The organism is Lewinellaceae bacterium, from assembly GCA_020636105.1.
Lineage (GTDB): Bacteria > Bacteroidota > Bacteroidia > Chitinophagales > Saprospiraceae > BCD1.
Map to the genome: position 1 here is coordinate 3,404,484 of JACJYL010000001.1, position 22,255 is coordinate 3,426,738.

12 protein-coding genes are annotated in these 22,255 nt (G+C 47.4%); 10 read left to right on the forward strand and 2 right to left on the reverse strand.

Translation table 11 applies throughout. The features are described 5' to 3' along the window. Positions 1–157: 157 nt before the first annotated feature. A complete protein-coding gene (locus tag H6571_12945; GenBank protein MCB9324639.1) occupies positions 158–607 on the forward strand; it encodes a GNAT family N-acetyltransferase in 450 nt (149 codons plus the stop codon). Positions 608–911: 304 nt separating this feature from the next. Here H6571_12945 and H6571_12950 read toward each other — a convergent pair whose 3' ends face one another. Beyond that, positions 912–2,870 carry a hypothetical protein gene (locus tag H6571_12950; GenBank protein ID MCB9324640.1) on the reverse strand — a complete coding sequence of 653 codons (1,959 nt, stop codon included), beginning with the start codon at positions 2,868–2,870 and terminating at the stop codon, positions 912–914. A 473-nt stretch (positions 2,871–3,343) separates the two neighbouring features. On the opposite strand from H6571_12950, the gene H6571_12955 reads away from it, so the two are divergent. The 9 genes from H6571_12955 to H6571_12995 all read left to right on the forward strand — a co-directional run bounded on the left by H6571_12955 (position 3,344) and on the right by H6571_12995 (position 12,884). Continuing rightward, positions 3,344–4,405 carry a succinylglutamate desuccinylase/aspartoacylase family protein gene (locus H6571_12955; protein ID MCB9324641.1) on the forward strand — a complete coding sequence of 354 codons (1,062 nt, stop codon included), beginning with the start codon at positions 3,344–3,346 and terminating at the stop codon, positions 4,403–4,405. 102 nt (positions 4,406–4,507) lie between these two features. Continuing rightward, entirely contained in the window at positions 4,508–5,494 is a 987-nt protein-coding gene (locus H6571_12960; GenBank protein ID MCB9324642.1) for an aldo/keto reductase, read from the forward strand. Between the two features lie 164 nt (positions 5,495–5,658). Further along, entirely contained in the window at positions 5,659–6,570 is a 912-nt protein-coding gene (locus tag H6571_12965; GenBank protein MCB9324643.1) for an NAD(P)H-binding protein, read from the forward strand. A 306-nt stretch (positions 6,571–6,876) separates the two neighbouring features. After that, a complete protein-coding gene (locus H6571_12970) occupies positions 6,877–7,737 on the forward strand; it encodes a mechanosensitive ion channel family protein (GenBank protein MCB9324644.1) in 861 nt (286 codons plus the stop codon). A gap of 6 nt (positions 7,738–7,743) precedes the next feature. Continuing rightward, entirely contained in the window at positions 7,744–8,808 is a 1,065-nt protein-coding gene (gene corA, locus H6571_12975) for a magnesium/cobalt transporter CorA (protein ID MCB9324645.1), read from the forward strand. A 115-nt stretch (positions 8,809–8,923) separates the two neighbouring features. After that, entirely contained in the window at positions 8,924–9,397 is a 474-nt protein-coding gene (locus tag H6571_12980; protein ID MCB9324646.1) for an SRPBCC family protein, read from the forward strand. Positions 9,398–9,443: 46 nt separating this feature from the next. Beyond that, a complete protein-coding gene (locus tag H6571_12985; GenBank protein ID MCB9324647.1) occupies positions 9,444–10,724 on the forward strand; it encodes a deoxyribodipyrimidine photo-lyase in 1,281 nt (426 codons plus the stop codon). A gap of 241 nt (positions 10,725–10,965) precedes the next feature. Then, a complete protein-coding gene (locus H6571_12990) occupies positions 10,966–12,051 on the forward strand; it encodes a histidine kinase (protein MCB9324648.1) in 1,086 nt (361 codons plus the stop codon). 119 nt (positions 12,052–12,170) lie between these two features. Continuing rightward, positions 12,171–12,884: a response regulator transcription factor gene (locus tag H6571_12995; GenBank protein ID MCB9324649.1), complete on the forward strand. Its 714-nt coding sequence runs from the start codon at positions 12,171–12,173 to the stop codon at positions 12,882–12,884. A gap of 446 nt (positions 12,885–13,330) precedes the next feature. Here the strand turns inward: H6571_12995 and H6571_13000 are convergent, their stop codons facing one another. Continuing rightward, positions 13,331–22,015, reverse strand: coding sequence for a gliding motility-associated C-terminal domain-containing protein (locus H6571_13000; GenBank protein ID MCB9324650.1), 8,685 nt, complete (start codon positions 22,013–22,015; stop codon positions 13,331–13,333). Positions 22,016–22,255: the final 240 nt, after the last annotated feature.

The window sequence follows — 22,255 nt, forward strand, 5'->3', positions numbered from 1 at the left end:
GCATTATAAATTTAGTCCCTTTTCCGGGAGCATGAAATGACATTTGTCAATATTCCATTGAAAAGCAAATCACTCCACCCGGTGAAACAGCACGAATTCCTTTTTTCATCAGTATCTTGCTCTTCTTTTAAAAAAACCATACTAAAAAAAACTTCTCATGCCTGATTTATACCTTCCTTACCACGATCAATACAAAGCCGAATTAATGGAAATGATCCATGCCTTGTACAGGGATGACCCTGAAGGAGAAAAAATGTCGGAAGATAAAATCGAAAGGACGATCGATTTTCTGGCTTCACATCCTGAAAACGGGCAAATCATGCTCCTGTCCAGGTCAGAAAACATCATCGGTTACGCAATTCTGATCCGCTACTGGAGTAATGAGTATGGCGGACTGCTGCTTTTCCTGGATGAGCTGTTTGTCAAGGAAGAATTTCGCGAAAAAGGGATCGGAACGCATTTTATCCAACACCTGCTGGGCAGCGTTGGCGAAGATTTTAAGGCCGTGTTTTTGGAAGTGATTCCTTCCAATGACCGGGCATTACAATTATACCAGCGACTGGGGTTTCAGCCTGCGAAAAACAGGTATCTTCGGTATGTACTTTAAAAAAGTTGTTTCAGGTTGAGCGAAGCGAAATCCAATACCGCAAGTGGGAAGGGTTTTTAAGCCAGTGAAACCATTTTGAACTTTTTTTAGCCTATTTTTCCGGACATTAAAACAGTTGGAGATCTTTGTCGGGAGAAAGAGGGGTATTCACGACAGGGGAAATGTCCCGGCCTAGCGATGTGGAGTGGTGAGGCGCAGCCGAAGACCGACCAACGGGAGGGCCGAGCGAACAGCGAGCCACGCAACGTAGCGCCCCGACCGTTGCCGGCCTGGGACGGCAGAGGTCGGGGAGGCCCCTAAATGATCATTCACTCATCAGGCTGACGAAACAGGCGGGTCCTATCCTGAAGCCGACCTTTCCTTCTTTTACATCATATTGTTCCCCTTTTTCCATATTGCTGGTCTTGTCGGTCATGTAAAGTTGCAGTCGTTTGAGTTTTGGGGGTAACCCGGTGAGGATGACCTCGCGGGCGGGGCCGTCGTTGACGATATGGAAAACGAAGTGTTTTTGTTTTGGGTCGCCGAGGGCCGTTACGTACATTTCATCGGCATCGGAAGTGAGGGGCAGCACCTGGAGGCCGGCAGGGGTGTGAGCCAGTTGTTTGAGATTCCAAAAGCGCTGGGTGGGCTGCAATGGTTTTTTATCGTTACCGAAAATACCGCCTCCGGAGAGGGGAGAATAGTCGGCGGTCAACTGCCATTGCAGGATGGCCTGTGGCTGGCAAATGGCCAAAATACGAATGTACAGTTTGATCTCTTCCATGGCATAATGCGACTCCTCGAAGATGCCCGGGTAGCGCCATGCGGCGGCATCAATGCTGCCTTCGCCAACGATTAGGGGCACATTGAGGCGGTCGGCGGCTTCGTACCATTCGAGCAAGGTCTCCTTTTTCCAGCCGCGCCAGGAGTGAAAAGAAACGGCCCCGATGTAATCCCAGGTTTCGGGATCATCGAGTGCTACGTTGACGAACTCGAAACCGTTGGCATCGGCGGTATCCCCCAACAGCAATTTTGTCTTGAGGCCTTTTGAGCGCATGTAGGCACCGAGTCCTTTGATCAGAGCGGCGTGTTCTTCAGGGGTCTGGCGAACGTTGATGCCCAGGTCGGATTCATTGAAGGAAAACATGGAGATTTCCACCCCGTAGTTTTCTTTGAGATAAAGGATATAACTGGTAATGGAGGCGTAAATTTCTTCCATCTTGTCCTGGCGTAGCGGGTTGCCATAGGTACCGTCGGGGTGGTGGGGATCCCTTTCCACTTTGCCTTCAGCTGCCCAATGGGGTGGATACCAGGCCGCCAGCAAAACGGGCATGCCTGTTTTGTAGAGCCGCTGTGCCATTTCCATGGCGGCTTTCACCTGCGGGTGAATCTCGCCACGGCGAGCCACGCTCATAGGATTGATGCTGTCGATAGGATGCCACAACTGCCAGGGCAATTCCACTCGTCCCATCCTGACGTCCATGTTGTTGAGGCAATAGTCGATGACCTGCGGGTCGGTATCGGCATTTTGAAGCCGGAAATTTCCTCCGAAGCCCAGGAAGGTGTTACCCGGATAATCGGGGAATAATTTCAGCGTAACGGGAGGTGTATCGGCCATTCCCTGCACGGCAATGTCAAAAAGGCGGGTTGTTTGCTGTCCCATTTTGGCTGCGCCGGTCTGCAGCGTGAAGTAAAGCCCTAAATCGCCTGTCACGGGGTGTAATTTTACGATAATGATCACGGGCTCGTCGGCCAGAACGGTCATGGTCCTTCGTGAAGATTCGAGGGTAAGACCTTTGGCCCTGACGCGCATGATTTCATTTTCGCCCACGGGGAGGGCAGCATAGGTTTTCATATCCAATGCGGCGGGATCTAACATTTGGATATTGGCATCGGAAAAATCGGCTGCCGGCAGATTCAGATGAAAAAAGGTTCCAAAAATTTCTTTATCCTTACGGGGATCGAATACTACCTGGACACTGGCTTTGCCGGGGCCGTTGTCGCGAACCGTCTGGGTAAAAAACAAGCTATCTATATGGCAAAGCACTATTTGTGCGTCGCCTTTCCTTTGGTAAGTGGACCAGTTGCGCTCCTGGGCTGTCGCCCGCTCCTGCCGCCAGTCGTTTTCGACGAGCCTTAAGCTGCTTTCAAAGCGATACATTTGTCCCGACACACGGATGCCGGTGATATTGCTCCAGGCCTGCACTTCTGTTTGGGCGGCTAATTTGTCTGAGAGGAAAAAAAGGCATAATATGACGATGGATGTGAAAAGGAACCGGGACATAAACAAATAATTTTATAGTTGATTATATCCCTACAAGATACGGAATAAGTGTAATAGTGGTTTAATTTTTCAGGGAATATGGCGTTGGGGAGTTTTTTGGGCTTGTGGCATGGGTCTTTGGGCATGTGTCCTGTGTCCGGACTCTGAGTCAGGCCGTCACTCCGCGAAACATGAGTTCATCCCGAATTTTCAAAAACTGTCTGAAATAGAAATTTTTTGATTATTTGAAGTATTTTTTAAATGTAAAACCTGCCTGCAGACGCAGGAAGGCAGGTGTAAAACAAGGAATTTAAAACCTGCCTGCAGACGCAGGAAGGCAGGTGTAAAAGTGAGTGGGCAAAAGGTTTGGGTTTTGGAAAAAAGTCATTTTTTGTCGCAAAACACCTAACCCACGACCCAAACACTTCCAAATTTTGCGGTTTATTTATTTTTTAACATTTTTGGAAGCAATTTGCAGGTCTAAAAACAATGAAATGAAATCACACCATTTTAAGATTTTCCTTTTTTGCCTACTGGTTCCAATGAGTTCCTTTGGCCAGGTAAATTCCGATATTCCTGTTATCGACACCATTGATCTGGAGGCGGTGGGCCCCGGCCAGATCAAACATTTCTGGCTAAAAATCATGGACAATGGCATGGGGCAACCTATTTTGGTTCCGCTGATCATTGCCAGGGGAAAAACAAAAGGTCCTGTTCTCGGGCTTACGGCGGCCCTGCACGGCAATGAGCTGAATGGCATCAAAATTATCCAGGGAGCCTTTGAGCAACTGGATATGAAAACTTTTTCCGGCACGCTCGTCGGTATTCCCGGGCTCAATGCGATCAGTATTCCCATGCATACGAGGAGGTTCTTTGATGAAGAGGATCTTAACCGGAATTTCCCCGGCAAGGTCAACGGCAATCGCAGTCAGCAATACGTCTGGCAGATCAACCAAAAGATTCTGCCGAAACTGGACTATATGATCGATATGCATACCGCCAGTTTCGGAAGGGTGAATTCACTGTATGTCCGGGCGGATATGGAGGATGAAAAAATGGCCAAAATGGCGCTGATCCAGAATTGCGATATCGTGCTCAACAACAAGGGTATTCCCAGCGCCGATGAACGAATAGCCGCCACCCGTACCATGCGGGCAGAAGCCGTTTTGAAAGGTATTCCGACCATTACCATCGAATATGGCAATCCCCAGGTGTACCAGGAAGATATGATCAAAAGAGGGGAAACCGGGGTTAAAAATGTGATGAGCTGGCTGAGGATGATCCCTGACCGCATTATCGCAACGCCAAAACCCGTGGTATGCAAAAAATCCTATTGGGTTTTTATCGACCAGGGCGGATTCCTGGAGGTGCCCGTGGAACTCGGCCAAAAAGTGACAAAAGGCGAATTGATCGGAGTATTGAGGAACCCTTTTGGGGAGGTTCTTAAAAATTATTATTGTCCCGAGGATGGTGTGGTTATCGGCAAGAGTTCCAACCCGGTGAATATGTCGGGAGGGCGGATCATCCATTTGGGAATTGTGGACGAAAATTGGTAAATTTGGGGTTGGAGTTTTGTGGAGTGGGATTGGGTGTGTTTAAAGGCAAGGAACGCAAAGTATGCGATGAGGGCGCAAAGAGCTTTTAAAAAAAATAAACAAATGAACTACCGAAAATTAGGCAAGACACAATTCAACATTTCCGAAATATCCCTGGGCACCTGGCAGGTGGGGGGCAAATGGGGATCTCCTTTCGATGACAAAAGTGCCGATGAGATCATCCATGGTGCTATTGACCGGGGCATCAATTTTATCGATACAGCGGATGTTTATGAAAACGGCCTGAGCGAGAAAGCCGTGGGCCGGGTGGTCCGCTCGCGGTCAGAACGGGTGTTTGTGGCTACCAAATGCGGCAGGCAGATCAATCCACATGTCAATGAAGGGTACACCCCAAAAGCTTTGCAGCAATTTGTAGAAGACAGTCTGCGCAGGACCGGCCTGGAGACGCTGGATCTCATTCAGCTACACTGTCCGCCGACCGAAGTTTATTATCGTCCGGAAATTTTCGAATTGTTCGACCGGCTGAAAGAACAGGGCAAAATATTGAACCTGGGCGTCAGCGTTGAAAAGGTGGAAGAAGCCCTGAAAGCCATCGAATATCCCAACGTCACTACGATTCAGATCATATTCAATATTTTTCGTCAGCGCCCCGCAGAACTCTTGTTCCGTGAAGCTGCCCGGCGCGATATCGGCCTCATTGTCAGGGTGCCGCTGGCCAGCGGATTGCTGACGGGGCTTTACCACAAAAACACCACTTTCGAATCGGGTGATCACCGGAACTTCAACCGCAATGGGGAAGCTTTTGACAAGGGCGAAACTTTCTCCGGCATCAATTTCGATTTGGGGCTGAAAGCCGTCGAAGAACTGAAAGCACTGTTCCCGGGCATGACCAACCTGGCACCTATCGCCCTGAAGTGGATCTTACAATTTAAGGAGGTAAGTTGCATCATTCCGGGTGCCTCCAAAAAGGAACACCTGCTGTCCAACCTGTCGGTTTATGACCTGCCTGAACTGACGCAGGAACAGGTGGAGAAAATGAATGCCATTTACGAGCAGTACATCAAAAAAGAGGTGCATCAATTGTGGTAAAAATTCGAAACATCATTAACCTAAATCATTTTTCGACAATGGAAAAATCAATTGTAGTGTATTTCTCAAAAACAGGAAGCAATAAATACCTGGCCGAAAAGATCGCCCGGAACCCATTCGAGCATTTCATGGAAGAAGTTGCCGTTTAATAGCAATCAAGGGCAATGAACAACAGAAAGATCATCGTATTCGGCGGTACCGGTTACTACGGCCGAAGGATCGTCGCGCATTTGGTCACCATGCGACAACCCGTAAGGGTGCTGAGCCGCAATGCCGCAAAGGCCAGGGACATCCTGGATCCTGAGGTAGAAATAATGGAAGGAGATGTCACGAACCACCGCCTCGTCGTCGAATCCCTAAAGGAGGTGGGAGCCATTGTAATCTGTCTTTCTGCCGCCACCTTCAAGCTCATCCGCAAACGCCAACAGATCGAAAGGGACGCCGTCCTGGACATCCTGTCGGAAGGCAGAAAAGCCGGGATAAAACGACTGGTTTATGTATCAGGTTATGAAATGAGACCTTCCGTCCTCAAGGCCCTGAAAATACCCGATTTCGGTGCGATCATGCTTGAAATAGAATCAAAAATCAGACAATCGGATTACGACTGGACGATTCTGGGCGCTGCTCCTTCTTTCGAGTTGTTCTTTGCTTTTTTCAGGAAAGGTAAAATGGCCGTCCCCGGAGGAGGGAAAAACGCGATCCCTTCCATTGCTCCCGAAGATGTCGGGGCCATTGTTGCACAAACAGTCGCCAGGGAAGACCTGAATGGTCAAAGAATCAGGATGACCGGGCCGGAGGCCTATACTTTTCCTGAGGTCGCTAAAAAAATCGGGGCTGTTACCGTGCGTGAAGTAAAACATGTTACCCTGCCCCTTGGCATCATCAACCTGGTTTCCCTGATCGCTTATCCAATCAGCACTTTTCCCCGTTTTTTATTCAAAAGCCTTAAATTACTCAATAATTTCCCCCCGGATCTGGCTCAACAGGTACCTGCAGATCATCAGTTATTAAAAACATGGTTTGATTATGAACCTGTGACGCTGGAGGCTGAAATACGAAAAAGGCTGATGCCCTGATAACCCGGGCAAACCTTCCCTATATTAAAGAATAATACAACTTCTTCATCGTTAATCGGTTAATAAAGAGAAGGTTCCAGAGCCAACTGGCCTCAAAAGGATACCAGGGGGCATATGCTCGGTATTATTTACCTCGACTGCATGGTTCAAATGACCAAAAGAAGGAGAGAAGATATTGAGTATCTATTGCGAAATGAGTAAAAGCCCCCCAACAGGGAACAGGGGAAGTACCCGGCCACCAAAAAAATCGTATATTTATTCTATGAAAACAGTCGTCGAAAACGATTCGGTTTTAAATCATAAAAAATGAAACAACAGATATTAGACAACCTTCAATATATTGGTCTTTTTGTCGGCATTATGCTGGCAACAGTGGTCATTGCTTACCTGGTTAACCGCTTTTTCAAAAGGCTCATCCGCCGGTCAACGGAGGTCATGAAAAATGATCCGACCAATTATCTTTTTTTACGACATGTGGCTACGGGGACTATTTATACGGTCGGTTTTAGTATTGCCATTTTCATGATGCCCGACCTGAGAGCCCTGGCTAGTTCATTGCTTGCCGGTGCCGGGATATTGGCAGTAGCCGTCGGTTTTGCCTCCCAACACGCCCTGGGTAATGTAATCAGCGGATTTTTTATTGTCGTTTTCAAACCTTTCCGCGTCAATGACCGGTTGTTGGTCAAAGATATGTTCGGCATCGTGGAAGACATCACTTTAAGACATACTGTAATCCGCAATTTTGAGAATAAACGGATCATCATTCCCAATACGATCATCAGCAATGAAATCATCGTAAATTCGGATTTTGGGGACGACAAGATATGCAAGTGGATCGATATTAGCATCAGTTATGATTCTGACCTTGCAAAGGCCAAGAGGGTTATGAGGGAGGAAATCCTCAATCATCCGCTTCTTCTTGACACCCGTACGGCTGAACAAATTGAAAATGGCGAGATCCTCGCTCCGGTCAGAGTTTTGGGCCTGGGAGACTCTTCCGTAAACCTGAGGGGATGGGCCTGGGCCAAAGATACCGGCGACGCTTTCCAATTGAGTTGTGACCTTTATGAAAGCATAAAATTACGATTTGATGCAGAAGGCATAGAGATTCCATTCCCACACCGTACCATAGTACATAAAAACCTTCTTCCTAAAACAGAAAAATAACACCGGATGGCTAAAAGAATTAAAAGAAATAAAAAACCCGGCCTTCCTCCTGGTTCCGTCGTTTTCACCGGCAACAGGAAAGTGGAAAAAATTCTCCTCCACTTTCTCCAGTACGATGCCACATTTATCGAGGAAAAAGAACTGGACAACCATTCCAACATTCCTTTCCAGGTGTCTACCGATGAGAAAGTGAATTGGTATGATATTCGTGGTATTCATGACACGCAACTGATTGAGCTCATCGGTCAAAGTTTTGACATACACCCCCTTATCCTTGAAGATATTGCCGATACGCATCAAAGACCCAAGTTCGATGAATACGAGTCCGGGGTATTTATCGTCATCCAGGCCCTGGCTTTTGACCAGGAAACCCGCCAGGTAGCCAGAGAACAGGTCGCCATTTTTTTCAGGAAAGGGTTAATCGTTACTTTCCAGGAAAGAGCCGAAGACTTATTGGAACCTGTTCGCCACCGGCTGAAAGGAGGAAAAGGAAAGATGCGGCAAAAAGGTACCGATTACCTGGCCTACGCGATCCTCGATACGATCGTGGATAATTATTATATCGTTCTGGACAACATCGAGGACACTATTGAAACCCTTGAAGAAAAAATCGTGGAAGGACAGGAAACTGACAGTAAAGGAGAGATTCACGCCTTGAAAAAAGAATTGTTGACCGTCAGAAAATCCGTGGCTCCTTTGCGGGAAGCCATCAGCCGTTTTTCAAAAACAGAGAGTCCATTTGTCGATGAATCCAGTGTAATCTTCATTCGCGACCTTTATGATCACACTATACAAGTATTGGAAATTATAGAAACCTATAGGGATATGCTTACCGGCCTGCAGGATCTCTTCATATCCGCCGTGAGCTTCAAAATGAACCAGGTCATGCAATTGCTGACCCTAATCGCTACCATCTTTATTCCGCTGACTTTTCTCGCCGGTATTTACGGTATGAATTTTAAATACATGCCTGAACTGCACTGGAAATACGGTTATTATGGCCTGCTTGTCGTGATGGCCATTATTTTTTTTGGATCGATGTATTATTTCAAACGGAAAAAGTGGATTTAGGCCGTCCTAAACTAAACAATGCCCGAACATCCTGTGTTTTTATGCTTTCCCATTTACATTGGGTTTTAAACCCTTTGGACAAAACAAAACAACGTTAAACAAAAGCACAAAACACATGGCCATTTTCCAGCTCTTTACCGAACAAAAGATACCGGCAAGCATTGACGAGGTCTGGGATTTTATTTCTGCTCCCAAAAACCTGCAACGCATCACTCCGGAATATATGGGTTTTGAAGTCACCTCTAAACATTTACCCGAAAAAATGTACCCGGGCATGATCATCAGTTATTTCGTGCGCCCGCTACTCGGCATTAAAATGGCCTGGGTCACCGAAATTACCCATGTCAAGGATAAGGAATTTTTCGTCGATGAACAGCGGGTAGGCCCCTATAGTATCTGGCATCACGAACATAATATCCAACCTATTGAAGGAGGTGTGCTCATGAAAGATATTGTGACATATAAACCTCCCATGGGATGGCTCGGGAGAATCGCCAACCAATGGATCATCGGCAAAAAAGTTCGGAGTATTTTCGATTACAGAGAAAAGGCGCTGATCGAAATTTTCGGCCCTTTTGAACAAAAATAATTTTCCATCTTTCTCTATTAATTTTCAAAAACGGCACACCGATCCTATGAAGCTTTCCCTATTTTGGTTTAGAAGAGACCTCAGGCTGGATGACAATACGGCGCTGAATTATGCGCTGGCTTCAGGGCATCCTGTATTGCCCGTTTTCATTTTTGATAAAAATATTCTACAAGACCTGCCGGAAGACGATCCGCGACTGTTTTTTATTTACAATACTCTCCAATCCATTCACGGTCAACTAAAAAAGCATGGGAGCAGCCTGCTTTGCCTTTATGGCGAACCGGAGGAAGTTTGGGAAAATTTATGTGATACATACGATATCGATGGGGTTTATACCAATAAAGATTACGAGCCTTACGCCCGGGAAAGAGATGAGAAGGTGAAAACGCTATTGGAAAACAAAGGCATAAACTTTCACGCTTTTAAGGACCAGGTCATTTTTGAAGAAGATGAGATCGTCAAGGATGACGGAAAACCTTATACCGTTTTTACTCCCTTCAAAAATAAGTGGCTGCACGTTTTCCAAAGCTCTCTGACGGATGGGGACATTCCGTCCGAATTTGAGCATCTGGTTTCTGCTGATCATACTTTTCCAACGCTTGCCTCTTTAGGCTTCACTGCTGCTTCCATTAAGGTAAAAGACTTTGACCTCTCGCATCTGGATCAATATGAAAAGAGCAGGAATTTCCCGGCGATGGAAACCAGCCACCTCAGTCCGCACCTCCGCTTCGGAACAGTGAGTATCCGCCGGATCATTGCCGAACCGAAACCCGGCCAGGAGGTTTTTTTGAGCGAATTGATCTGGAGGGAATTTTTTATGCAGATCCTTTACCATTTCCCGAGGGTGGTCCATGAAAATTTCAAGACCAAATACAATGGCATCCAGTGGATCAATGATGAATCAGATTTCAAAAAGTGGTGCGAAGGCAAAACAGGTTTCCCCATGGTGGATGCAGGGATGCGCGAGCTCAACGCCACCGGTTACATGCACAACCGGGTGAGAATGGTAACGGCCGGTTTTTTATGCAAACATCTGTTGATCGACTGGCGTTGGGGAGAAGGCTATTTTGCTCAAAAACTCCTCGACTACGAATTGTCTTCCAATAATGGCAACTGGCAATGGGCCGCGGGTACAGGCTGCGATGCTGCCCCTTACTTCCGCATTTTCAACCCGGAGGAGCAACTCAAAAAATTTGACAAGAATCTTCAGTATGTCAAAAAATGGGTACCTGAATTCGGAACCCCCGAATATCCGGAACCTATGGTGGATCACAAAATAGCCAGGGAAAGAGCCCTGGAAACGTATAAGGCCGGGATTGAAATGTAAAACCTGCCTGCGGACGTGAGGAAAGCAGGTGTAAAAGGGTTTGGGTTTTGAGTTTGGAGCCGGGAAAGGGAATCTAAAAAAAGAACGCCGCCCTCTGGCCAAAGGTACTGGGCACCTCAACCTAAATTTGACTGGGAGAGGAAGATTTCGGACGACATCCTGAATTCTTAACCCGTTATTCATTGAAGGGTTTTGCCCGTTGGTTGAAAATATTAGCCAAAAACACCTAAAATAGTTAGTTTTGAAGGCGAAAGAAAAAAAACGCTCATTACACTTACTATCGGGTGCCATGAATGTCAGGACCACAAAATTCAGCCAGCGGCTCGTGCCATACATACACATTATCCTTTGGGTAGTTGTGCTCACAGCCCATATGGCATTTTTTGGGCAATTTTTTAGCTTTTGGACGAACCTGCTGAGGGGACTGAGCAATACCCTGCCGATGGCAGCCATTTTTTATGCCAACCTGTGGCTCGTGAACCGTTATTTTGAAGAAGGGAAGTATTTGCTCTATTTTTCCAGCATTCTCGTTGTGCTGCTGGGATTTACCGGAGTCAGGGTTCAGCTCAATATTCTTTTTCCACAAGTAGATTTCGATTTCAACGCCATAAAGGATAACTACCAGCGTACCTGGCAGATTTCCTCTTTCGTGACCAATACCGGGATCGTTTTCATCAGTATGCTTTTCCAGATCCAGCAGAACAGGCTGCGTGAGGAAAAAAAGGTCCAGGAATTTCTCAACCGACAGAACGAGGCCCAATTGCAATTCCTGCGCGCCCAGATCAATCCTCATTTTCTTTTCAACACCCTGAATAACATCTATTCCCTGGCCGTGGTAAAATCCGAAAAAACGTCGGAAATGGTGCTGAAATTATCCAATTTACTGCGATATGTCATCTATGAAGGCAAAAGCAAAAAAGTGCCGCTGAAAAGTGAGGTGGAGCACATCCGGGAATACATGGGATTATTTGAAATGCGCAGCGAAACACCGCTGAGAATCACTTTTAAAACCCAGGGGCAGATGGAAGGTGTATTGATCGAACCCATGATCCTGATCCCCATTGTTGAAAATTGCTTCAAACACTGTGATTTTGATACCAATGAAAATGCGTTTATTGAAATCCGGCTGGCTAATGAAGGGAAACGACTCACTTTCGCTACCGTCAATACCAAAAATGACCGAAACACCCAAAAAGATAAGGTAGGCGGCGTGGGCACAGAAAACATCCGCAAGCGACTGGAACTCAAATACCCCGGCCAACACTCCCTGGAAATCCTGGACGAAAAAACAGTTTTCAAAGTGAAACTTGATATTGATATTTCCTAAGAGAACCCTCCCGACCTGGCGGTACGATTTCGCTTTGAACACTTTGAACAACTTGAACACTTTGAACAACCCCGACCTGACGGTACGGGTTTTCGCTTCGCTTAACTTGAACAAAAAAAATGGCTGAAATAAAAACATTACTGGTCGATGATGAATTCCTGGCTTTGAACCTGCTCGAAACCTTCGTTCAGAAAATTCCGGAAATGGTCATTGTCGATAAAGTGAAAAACCCGCTCAAAGCGATAGAGATCCTCAACCGGGAGCCCGTTGATCTCCTTTTCCTGGATATCCAGATGCCAACCCTCAGCGGAACGGAGATGCTCAAAACCATACAAAATCCGCCCGTCACTATTTTCACTACCGCTTATGCCGACTATGCAGTCGAGGCATTCAGCCTGAATGCCATTGACTATCTGCTGAAACCGTTTTCCTTTGAACGATTTCTTCAGGCGGTAAACAAAGCCAAAGAGCGTATTCATTTTCAGCGGTCGGCTTCAGGCATTTTAATGCCCTCCCAAAGTCGCGATTTTTTTACAGCGAAGGTCGATGGCAAACTGGTCAAAATCCGCTTTGGGGATATTCTTTTCATTGAAGGACTCAAGGAATATGTGCGCATCGTCTGTACGGATGCCCGCCATGTTACCCTGGAGAGCCTGAAAAACCTGGAACAGCTATTACCCCAGGAAGCCTTCATTCGTGTCCATAAATCCTTCATCGTCGCAAAAGACAAGGTTCAGCAATTAAACGGGAACATGCTGGAAATCGGCAAGCACAAAATCCCTATCAGCCGAACAAAAAAGGAAGAAGTGGTGGAATGGATCTTTTTCACCTAAGCAACGCGGTAAAAATAAATTTACACTTTTGCCAGACCTCCGCCCCGGCCCTGAGGTGGAGTCAGGGCAAAAAACGGCAAATTTATTTTTGAACCATTCCTAAGAAAACAGGAAAGCATTTTGTGAAATTTGTTTCAGCAAAGCAATAGAATTCCTGGAACCCTTCGAACACCTGGAACACTTTGAACAAACATGAGACATCCCGAATTTTGCTTATCGGCAAAGTTCGGAATATCTTTTTAACAAACTGATTGTCAGATATTTATAACTTTTTTTTAAATTCAAAACAGATTACATTCAACTCTTTCAGACCTGTTTACCAGCGATGCCAAGTAGACAGGTCTGAAGAAGTTGAATATATTTTCAGCATCCGTTTGAATTAAAAAATTCGGGATTACTCATGTTGAAGGTTCCTTATTTAAGGCTTCCTTTCCGGGAGAAAACGTTTATCGCATAAGTGTCACATCCCCGGAATAGATTTCCACTTTCCCGTCCTTGAATTCAATTTCTGCCACATAAACAAAAACACCGGCGTTGAGGAATTGGCCTCTGAATTTACCATCCCATCCGGAGGAATCATTATTGGTATTGAAATTATATTGTTCAAAGACCATCTCCCCCCAGCGGTTCAAAATGATAAAACTCTTCACCTTTACCACATCCTTGCCGGAATGAATCACCAACAGATCATTGTTGCCGTCAGCATTTGGGGAGAATACATTGGGAATGAAAACCCTCCTTGTTTTGTCCACAAAAATGGTAACATTATCTGAAGCGGTGCAACCATCCGTATCGGCAATATCCAGCTGGAAGGTGGAGGTATTGACTAAAGGAAGGGTAAGCGGATCGAAACAATCCGGACACCACAACAGGTCACGGTTCGACCAGTTCAGGGTGGAGATGGAGTCTTGCGGGAAATTGATCAGTGGCTGTAGGTGAACGCTGTCACCGAGCTGTATGAACAAATCTTCACCCAGATCCAGCTGTAATTCGATGCCTTCCTGGATGATCACCGTGGTATCCCACTGACAACCATTTGCATCCTCAGCGGTGAGGTCGTAACTTCCTGCGGCAAGACTGGTGTACTGAGCATTGGAAGAGAAAGGCTGGTCATTCAGGGCATAGAGTATCTGAAGCCCCTGGTTCTGCGCAGAGATGGTAATGAAGCCATTGGTCTCACCATAACAACCGGCATCCTCGGATAACACCACGAAATCTGTTGGAATGGTGTTCACCTGAGTTACAAAAGTAGCATCCGAAGCAGAACATCCGTTATCGTTGTTGGTGACCATAAGGTAATAATTCCCCGGGCCACCGATGAGCGGACTAAGGGTATTGGCTCCGGAAAGGATCATACCAGTTCCTGGCACATCCGTTGACCATGTATAGGAATATTGTCCGCCAGACGATGATCCCTGTCCGTTGAGGGAAAGGGTGACTTCATTACAATCAAGTTGCATCTGCTGTCCGGCATTGGCAATCGGCGGTGTTAAATTAGCCGTTACGGTCATCGCATCCGTATTGGCACACCCGTTGATGGTGTCCTGAACCATGAGGGTGTAAGTGCCCGCCGTGAAGACGGTCAGCGTATCCTGGGTTGCCCCTGCAATAGGATTGCCGGCAGCATTGAGCCACTGGTAAACAATTGCCGTTCCTGCCTGTGAATTGGATCCGTCGGCGAGAATGCTATTGACCGTGCAGGTCAATGTGCCATCGCTACCGGCATTGGCTACCGGATAACTTTCATTGTTGAGCAGGATCAAAGTGTCGGCTACGACACACCCTGTATGATCATCGGTGACATTCAGGATGTAAGTCCCTTCCGTCGTGGCTTCGTAAGTATTGCCGGTGGCCCCGTTGATGGTTGTGCCGTTCCAAAACCACTGGTAGGAGATCTCTGCGCCGGCACTGGAAGCTGCCCCGTCAAGAGTAGCACTCGTGATGTTGCAATCCAGTTGATTTTCAGTTTGTAATACAGCCTGAAGGCCGGGAGACAGATTTTGGGCCACCATAATCGTATCGGCACTTGAACACGCATCCTGGAAAGCCTGGAGGATATACATGCCGGGCTCGGAGGCTTGTGCTGTTATTGTTGAAGAGATGACATTTCCGCCAAAAGTCCATTCGTAAGTAACAGGGCCATCCGAAGTAGTCTGGTTACCATCGATGGTAACAGAGGTGGTGGCACAAGTCAGGGTGTCGGTCACATTAGCCACAGCCATAACCCCGACAGGAGCCATAAGACTGGTATCTGCGGTGCCAAGACAACCGTTATCATCCTGTACATCGAAACTGAAAGAGGCCGCAGCAAGGTTGCCAAAAGTGGCATTGGCTACAAAGCCCTGGGCATCGATCTGGTATTGATAAGGCGCCTGCCCTCCTACACCCTGGAGTGTGATAGAACCGTTGTCGAGTCCGCAACCAGGATCTACCGCGTCAGTTACGGCTAGCGTTGGCAATTCGTTTATGGTAAAGGTTACGCCAGTTCGTGTATCACTGAGACATCCGTTGACCAAATCACGGGTTTCTGCAAAATAGGTGCCGGCAGCCGTTGGCGTGAAAGCTGACGAATCAGCCAGAAGAAGTATCCCTCCCGAAGCTGCATCATACCAATCTACAGTCTGTCCGGCGGCAACGGTGACCGTCAGCGTTGGAATAATCCCCCCTTCACAAATAGCAGCATCCCCGTCTGAAATGGGAGCATCCACAGAAGGACATGAACAATCCGGTGCAATAATCGTAAAATCAGCCGTACAGGAAGTGACGGAGTTTCCGGCCGTCAACATAATATCATTCTGGATATTTATACCTGAAATGGTAAAGGATCCTCCCCCGTTGTCCACTACACTCCCTTCACTGGCGGTTATATTATCGGTATCCGATAAGGTAACGGTCACCGTATAAGTCTGAAGATCCAAAGCACAATCTGCCTGGCTGGTGATCAATGCCGGCAGAGAATTAATGGTTAAAGTGACCGCAGTCCTGATGGCACTGATACAACCGTTTACCACAATCCGTGTTTCCGCATAATAGGTTCCTGCAGCACCCGGCGTATAGGTAGGGGAATCAGCAAGGAGCAGCGTGCCTCCGGTTGCGGCATCGTACCAGTCAACGGTTTCTCCGGCCCCAACGGTTACTGTCAACGCAGGAATAACCTCATCGGCACAGATCGTGGCATCGCCATCGCTTACAGGTTCGGCTACCATAGGGCATGAACAGTCCGGCGCAGGAATGGTGAAATCATCATTACAGGTAGTGGCCAGGTTACCGGCAGTGATCACAAGATTATTGGCAGGGGTTATTCCAGAAATCGTGAATGATCCTCCGCCATTATCCGTGACTATTCCCTCGCTCACTATGATATTATCGGCATCCGTGAAAGATACAGTCACCGTATAACTTTGGAGATCCAGGGCACAATCAGCCTGGCTGCTGATCAGCGTGGGTAACGGATTGATGGTTAGTAAAACGGCAGTCCGGACGCTACTGAGGCAACCGGAATTGATCTCCCTGGTTTCGGCAAAATAAGTGCCGGCTCCTGGCGGCGTGTAGGAAGGGGAATCGGCGAGCAGCAGTGTACCTCCGGTTGCAGCATCGTACCAGTCAACGGTTTCACCTGCCCCGACGGTTACGGTTAGCGCTGGAAGGGTTTCTCCGGAACAAATGGCTATATCCCCGTCACTAACCGGGGCATTCACTACAGGGCAGGAACAATCCGGAGCCGTAATAATGAAATCATCACTGCATGAAGTGACAGAGTTGTTCGCTGTGATCATCAGATCATTGGCTGGATCGATCCCTGAAATGGTAAAAGAACCGCCTCCATTATCGGTGACGTTACCTTCACTGGTTACAATGTTGTCAGCATCCGAAAATGTAATGGTAACGGAATAAGTCAACAAATCAGCAGCACAATTAGCCTGGCTGCTCAATATTGCAGGCAAAGGGTTAACCGTAAGGATAACCGGAGTCCGGACAGCACTGAGGCATCCGGATGATGATTCTCTTGCCTGGGCATAATAGGTGCCGTTGGCAGTGGTTGAAATAGAGACAGAATTAGCCAAAAGCAGGATACCTCCTGTAGCGGCATTGTACCAGTCTACTGTAACTCCTGCATCGACAGTGACCATGAGCGGTGCAATCGCTTCCCCGTCACAAATGACCACATCCCCGCCACTCACGGGCGCATTGATGGCTGGACAATTGCAATTGGGGTGAGTAACCGTAAAATCATCACTACAGGTTCCGTTAGCATTGTTTGCCGTGATCATCAGGTCATTGTTGGTGTCAATGCCTGTGATCGTAAAGGATCCACCACCATTATCGGTCACGGTGCCTTCACTTACCGTAATGTTGCCGGTACTGGCCAGGTCAACCGTCACTTCATAAGAAAGCAAATCAGGAGCACAGCTGGTTTGCATGTCGATCAAAGCCGGTACAGGGTTAATTGTTAAGGTAACTGGAGTTCTTGTTGCGCTAAGGCACCCGGTGGCAATTTCTCTTGTTTCAGCGTAGAAGGTTCCTGCTCCGGCAGGCGTGAAAGAAAGCGCGTCAGAAAGCAAAAGCGTTCCATCTGTCGCTGCATCATACCAGTCAACGGTTTCCCCGACACCTACGGTGACGGTTAGCGCAGGAATTGTCTCCCCGGCACAAATGGCCATGTCGCCGTCACTGACTGGTATATTGATGTTGGGACAGTTACAATTCGGTGCCTGAATGGTGAAATCATCGTTACAGGTGGACGTAAGATTACTAGCTGTAATGATCAGATCATTGCCTATATCAATACCTGTGATGGTAAAAGAACCGCCTCCGTTATCGGTCACGGTACCCTCGCTTACCGTTATGTTACCGGTGTTGGTCAGGGTTACAGTCACTTCGTAAGTAAGCAGGTCTACTGCGCAACTCGTTTGAGCATTGACAAATGCCGGTACCGGATTGATGGTCAGGGTTACAGGAGTACGTGTCGAACTGAGGCAACCTGTGCTGGTTTCTCTTGTTTCGGCAAAGAAGGTTCCGGCTCCTGTTGGCGTGAATGAAGTAGCATTGGCCAATAAAAGTGTTCCGCCTGTGGCCGCATCATACCAGTCAACGGTTTCTCCGACACCTACGGTTACCGTAAGGGCGGGAATGACATCCCCGTCACAAATGGCCACATCGCCGCCACTTACCGGGGCGCTGATATTGGCACAACCGCATACGGGAGCGTCGATATCAAAATTTTCAGCACATCCCGTGGTGGAATTGCTCACCTGAAGGGTAATGTTGGTATTGGAAGTAATCCCTGAAATGGTAAAGGAGCCGCCGCCGTTATCGGTGACGATTCCTTCACTCGGGGAAACGATATCGGCATCGGTAACCATAATGTCCACCGAATAGGTTAAAAGGTCAGGAGCACAGGCAGCCTGGACATCCGTCAGGGCTGGAAGCGGGTTAATGACAAGGGTTACGGCTGTTCTGCTGTCACTGGTACAACCTGTATTGCTATCCACGCTTTGTGCAAAATAAGTGCCCGCGGCATTCGGGGTATAAGAGTTGGATCCGGAAAGCAGCAGGGTTCCACCTGAAAAGGCGCTATACCAGTCTACAGAAAGGCCTGCTCCCACATTGACACTCAACGAAGGAATGGGCTCTCCATTACAAATTGAAACGTTTCCATTACTTATCGGGGCAGTGATGTCAGGGCAATTGCAATCCGGAGCATTGAAGTCAAAACTGGTAAAGCAGTTGGTTGCTGAATTGGTTGCCAAAACAGAAATATTTGTATTGATATCTATGCCTGAAATGGTAAAGTTTCCTCCGCCATTATTGGTGATGCTTCCGGAACTAGACTGAAGATCATCCGCATTGTTTACGGTGATCGAAATAGTATAAGTCAATAAATCCGCAGAACAGTCGGTTTGTGAATTCACCAGGTTTGGTAATGGGTTTATTACGAGGCTGACCGCAGTTCTTGTGCTGGTGCAACCATTGACGGTCACCCGGGTCTGGGCGTAATAGGTTCCCGCTCCGGATGGAGTATAGGCAGTAGTGCCCTGGGCCAGCAATGTTCCACCGACAGCCGCACTGTACCAGTCTACTGTTTCCCCGGGTCCAACGTTTACAGTTAACGCTGGGAAAGGATCTCCGACGCATATCGAAAGATTGCCGTTGCTAACTGGAGCATTGATAAACGGACAGGGGCAATTAGGGGTATTAAAGTCAAAACTATTTACGCATCCTGTGATATTATTTACCGCTAAAACAGATATATCCGTATTGATATCGATATTACTTATCGTAAAATTCCCGCCGCCATTATTGGTGACGGTGCCATTACTGGCCAATATATTATCGGCATTGCTCACCTGGAGGGTTATGCTATAGGAAAGTAGGTCCAGGGAGCAATCGGTCTGAGAGTTGATCAGGGCTGGTAAAGGATTGATGGTTAATGTCACGGGGGTTCTGACCGCACTGACACATCCGTTGACGATTACACGTGTTTCGACATAATAAGTACCTGCTCCGGAAGGGGTAAACGAAAGAGTACCCTGTGCCAGTAAAGTTCCTCCCGAGGCTGCACTATACCAATCGACAGTTTCTCCTGCTCCGACCATTACGCTTAGGGCAGGAAAAGGATCACCATTACAAACCTCAAGATCCCCGTTGCTGACGGGAGCATCAACATCCGGGCAGCTACAATCGGGCGCCGGAACGATAAAAGTGTCTGAGCATGTTACGTCAGCATTGGTTGCCGTGATATTGAGGTCCGTATTGACAGCGATGCCGGTGATGGTAAAGGATCCTCCCCCGTTGTTGGTGACGTTACCGCTGTTGACAGAAATATTTGCAGCATTGGTAAGGGAAACGGTGACTACATAACTCAGCAGATCCAATGCACAATCAGCGGTGGAACTGTTTATGGTTGGGAGCGGGTTGATGGTCAGCGACACCGCTGTTCGCGACATGCTGGTACATGCGTTGATCCCCCCGATGGCTTCGGCATAATAGGTGCCGGGTCCGGGCGGAGTAAAAGAAGTCGTTCCCTGTGCGAGCAGTGTGCCTCCCGTGGCGGCACTGTACCAATTAGCAGTTTCTCCGGCTCCAACACTTACACTCAGGGCAGGGATGGGGTCTCCGTCACAAATTTGAACATCCCCGTTACTCATGGGAGCCTGCACATCAGGACAGCTACAATCAGGAGCGGTAAAATTGAGGGTGATATCACAACCATTGGCATTGTTTACCGCCGTAACGGTCAGGTTGTTGGCAGGGTCGATGCCTGAGACGGTAAAACTGCCCCCGCCATTATTTTGAACGGTACCATCGTTTACGGTAATGTTATCTGTATTGGAAAAGTTTAAGTCGGCCGTGTAAGTCAAAAGATCTGCCGAACAATTGAGTTGCGCGTCGATAAATACAGGAGTGGGGTTGACCTCAAGTTCAACCTGTAAAGGGGGACTTTCACAACTGGTTCCCAGCGTTTCAGTGACCCAAAAGACATAACTTCCGGAGGTGGAGTTGTTGATGCCAGGCGTGAAAGGACTACCCGTTCCAATCGAAGCAGGATTTCCTGAAGTCGGGTTGCTATTGTACCAGTTTAGTGTTCCTCCTTGTCCGTTAACGGAAAAAGCGGGCACAGGGTCATTGGCACATATCTCGTAAAAGGTATTGCCCGTTGGCTGTGCAGGAGCGTTCAAAATAGTGATGGTAACCATCGTTGGACTGCTCACACAATTGCTTCCCGCAGATTCTATCACCCAAAAATTGAAGCTTCCCACGTTACTGGTGTTTATGTTTGGGGTAAATGAAGGTCCAATCCCGATGGAAGGGGGATTCCCTATTGTCGGGTCGCTGCTATACCAGAGCAGGGTACCTCCGGAACTTGTGGCGGTCAGGGTTGGTGCCGGGTCTCCCGCGCATATCGGTGCCGGGGAGGAGGCTGCAGGAGGTAAAGGTTCTGAAAGTACATTTACGGTAACATTTGTTACGGGGCTTTCACAGATTCCTAAAAATTCTGTTACGTAAACAAAGGTGGAGGAGTTGCCGGTAAAAGAATAGGAGGATCCACTGAATAAAAGGTTGTTTAGAGCGGCATCTCCATAAAAATTAAACATTGGTGAGGGAGTGCCGTTATTGCTGAAAGGTGATATGGTAACGGTTTCTCCCATACACACATTAATCACACCGGGGATGATCGAAGGCCCGTTGGCCAGCGAGATATTTGTACTAAAATTAAATGAGGTGGCCGCGGCAGGATTGTCACATAGATCAAGCACTTCTGTGGAACCATTGGCGAGCATGTTAAGCGTGTAAGTACCCATTGGATCCAGGAAAGGATTGACTGTAAGCGTGAAAAAGTTATCCTGGTTTCCTCCCAGGTCACATGCGTTGGAGGAAAGCGTGACGGTGTATGGTCCACCGGTTCCGGTAAGCTGAAAATTGAGGTCATCTATCGTACTGCACTGGATATATTCTGAAAATTCAACGATTATGGTATTTTCATCGCACTCATCCGGAAAAGTAACGGAAGCTACGGTTGGAGGGGTAGAGTCAAAAATACCGATCCCGGTAGAAGCACTAAAGTCGAGGGTATAACCATTGTTTGACCCCGTCCAGTTGGCAACCATTAGTACATAAGTGTTTCCTGCAGCCATCGGGACAACGTCATTAAACGCCGAAAAACCTGCATTCTGAGAGGGAATAACACTTCCGCAACCGCCCCCCTGGTCATTATAAGGGGATGCTCCGGTGGCCCCTGTAGGACCATGGCATCCTACACCTCCGGCAGCATTACAACTTACCACCAAAGAAGGATCGTTTAAAATATCACCACAAGTTGCATTGGTAATGTCAAAAAGTATCCAGTCATAATCGTCATTGAGATCATCCGGGGTAATGACAAAGTTCAAATTTCCATTGGTGTTGGCCGTAAAGGTGTACCAAATGGAATTGGATTCTCCGGATACACACGTAGTGGTTGTGTTGATTTCATTGGTGTAATTACCCTCCCCTGAACCGGGAACAGGTTCATAAATAACCGTCTGACAAACAGGGATGGCACCAAGGCAATCCTGGGGGGTGGGGGTTTGACCCCACAGAGCAATAGTCCAAACAAGTAGTGTAGTGGTAATAGTAAGCTTACGCGTCATGGTGTCAAATTTTTTATCGAAGATATTGTTTTTTAAGAAATTGAGCAGTGTTTGTTCTAAAAAGGGCCTGGAAATGAATTTTTCCGCTGGTCTTTTTCGTGGGGCAGGAACTAAATTTCGGTCAAGTGATGCGTGGTAACTTCCGAAATCCAAACAGAGATTTCTCTTATACCTATCTTAAAAAAAACACCATCCAGACGGCATTCTGGTCGTCTGGATGGTGGGAAAGGTTGCTTAATT

Bases quoted from the DNA above. Each gene is read 5' to 3' on its own strand.
- H6571_12995 (MCB9324649.1), top strand. From the start codon at position 12,171: ATGGCTGAAATAAAAACATTACTGGTCGATGATGAATTCCTGGCTTTG.
- H6571_12985 (MCB9324647.1), top strand. From the start codon at position 9,444: ATGAAGCTTTCCCTATTTTGGTTTAGAAGAGACCTCAGGCTGGATGAC.
- H6571_12960 (MCB9324642.1), top strand. From the start codon at position 4,508: ATGAACTACCGAAAATTAGGCAAGACACAATTCAACATTTCCGAAATA.
- H6571_12965 (MCB9324643.1), top strand. From the start codon at position 5,659: ATGAACAACAGAAAGATCATCGTATTCGGCGGTACCGGTTACTACGGC.
- H6571_12950 (MCB9324640.1), bottom strand. From the start codon at position 2,870: ATGTCCCGGTTCCTTTTCACATCCATCGTCATATTATGCCTTTTTTTC.
- H6571_12955 (MCB9324641.1), top strand. From the start codon at position 3,344: ATGAAATCACACCATTTTAAGATTTTCCTTTTTTGCCTACTGGTTCCA.
- H6571_12945 (MCB9324639.1), top strand. From the start codon at position 158: ATGCCTGATTTATACCTTCCTTACCACGATCAATACAAAGCCGAATTA.
- H6571_12980 (MCB9324646.1), top strand. From the start codon at position 8,924: ATGGCCATTTTCCAGCTCTTTACCGAACAAAAGATACCGGCAAGCATT.
- corA (MCB9324645.1), top strand. From the start codon at position 7,744: ATGGCTAAAAGAATTAAAAGAAATAAAAAACCCGGCCTTCCTCCTGGT.
- H6571_12970 (MCB9324644.1), top strand. From the start codon at position 6,877: ATGAAACAACAGATATTAGACAACCTTCAATATATTGGTCTTTTTGTC.
- H6571_13000 (MCB9324650.1), bottom strand. From the start codon at position 22,015: ATGACGCGTAAGCTTACTATTACCACTACACTACTTGTTTGGACTATT.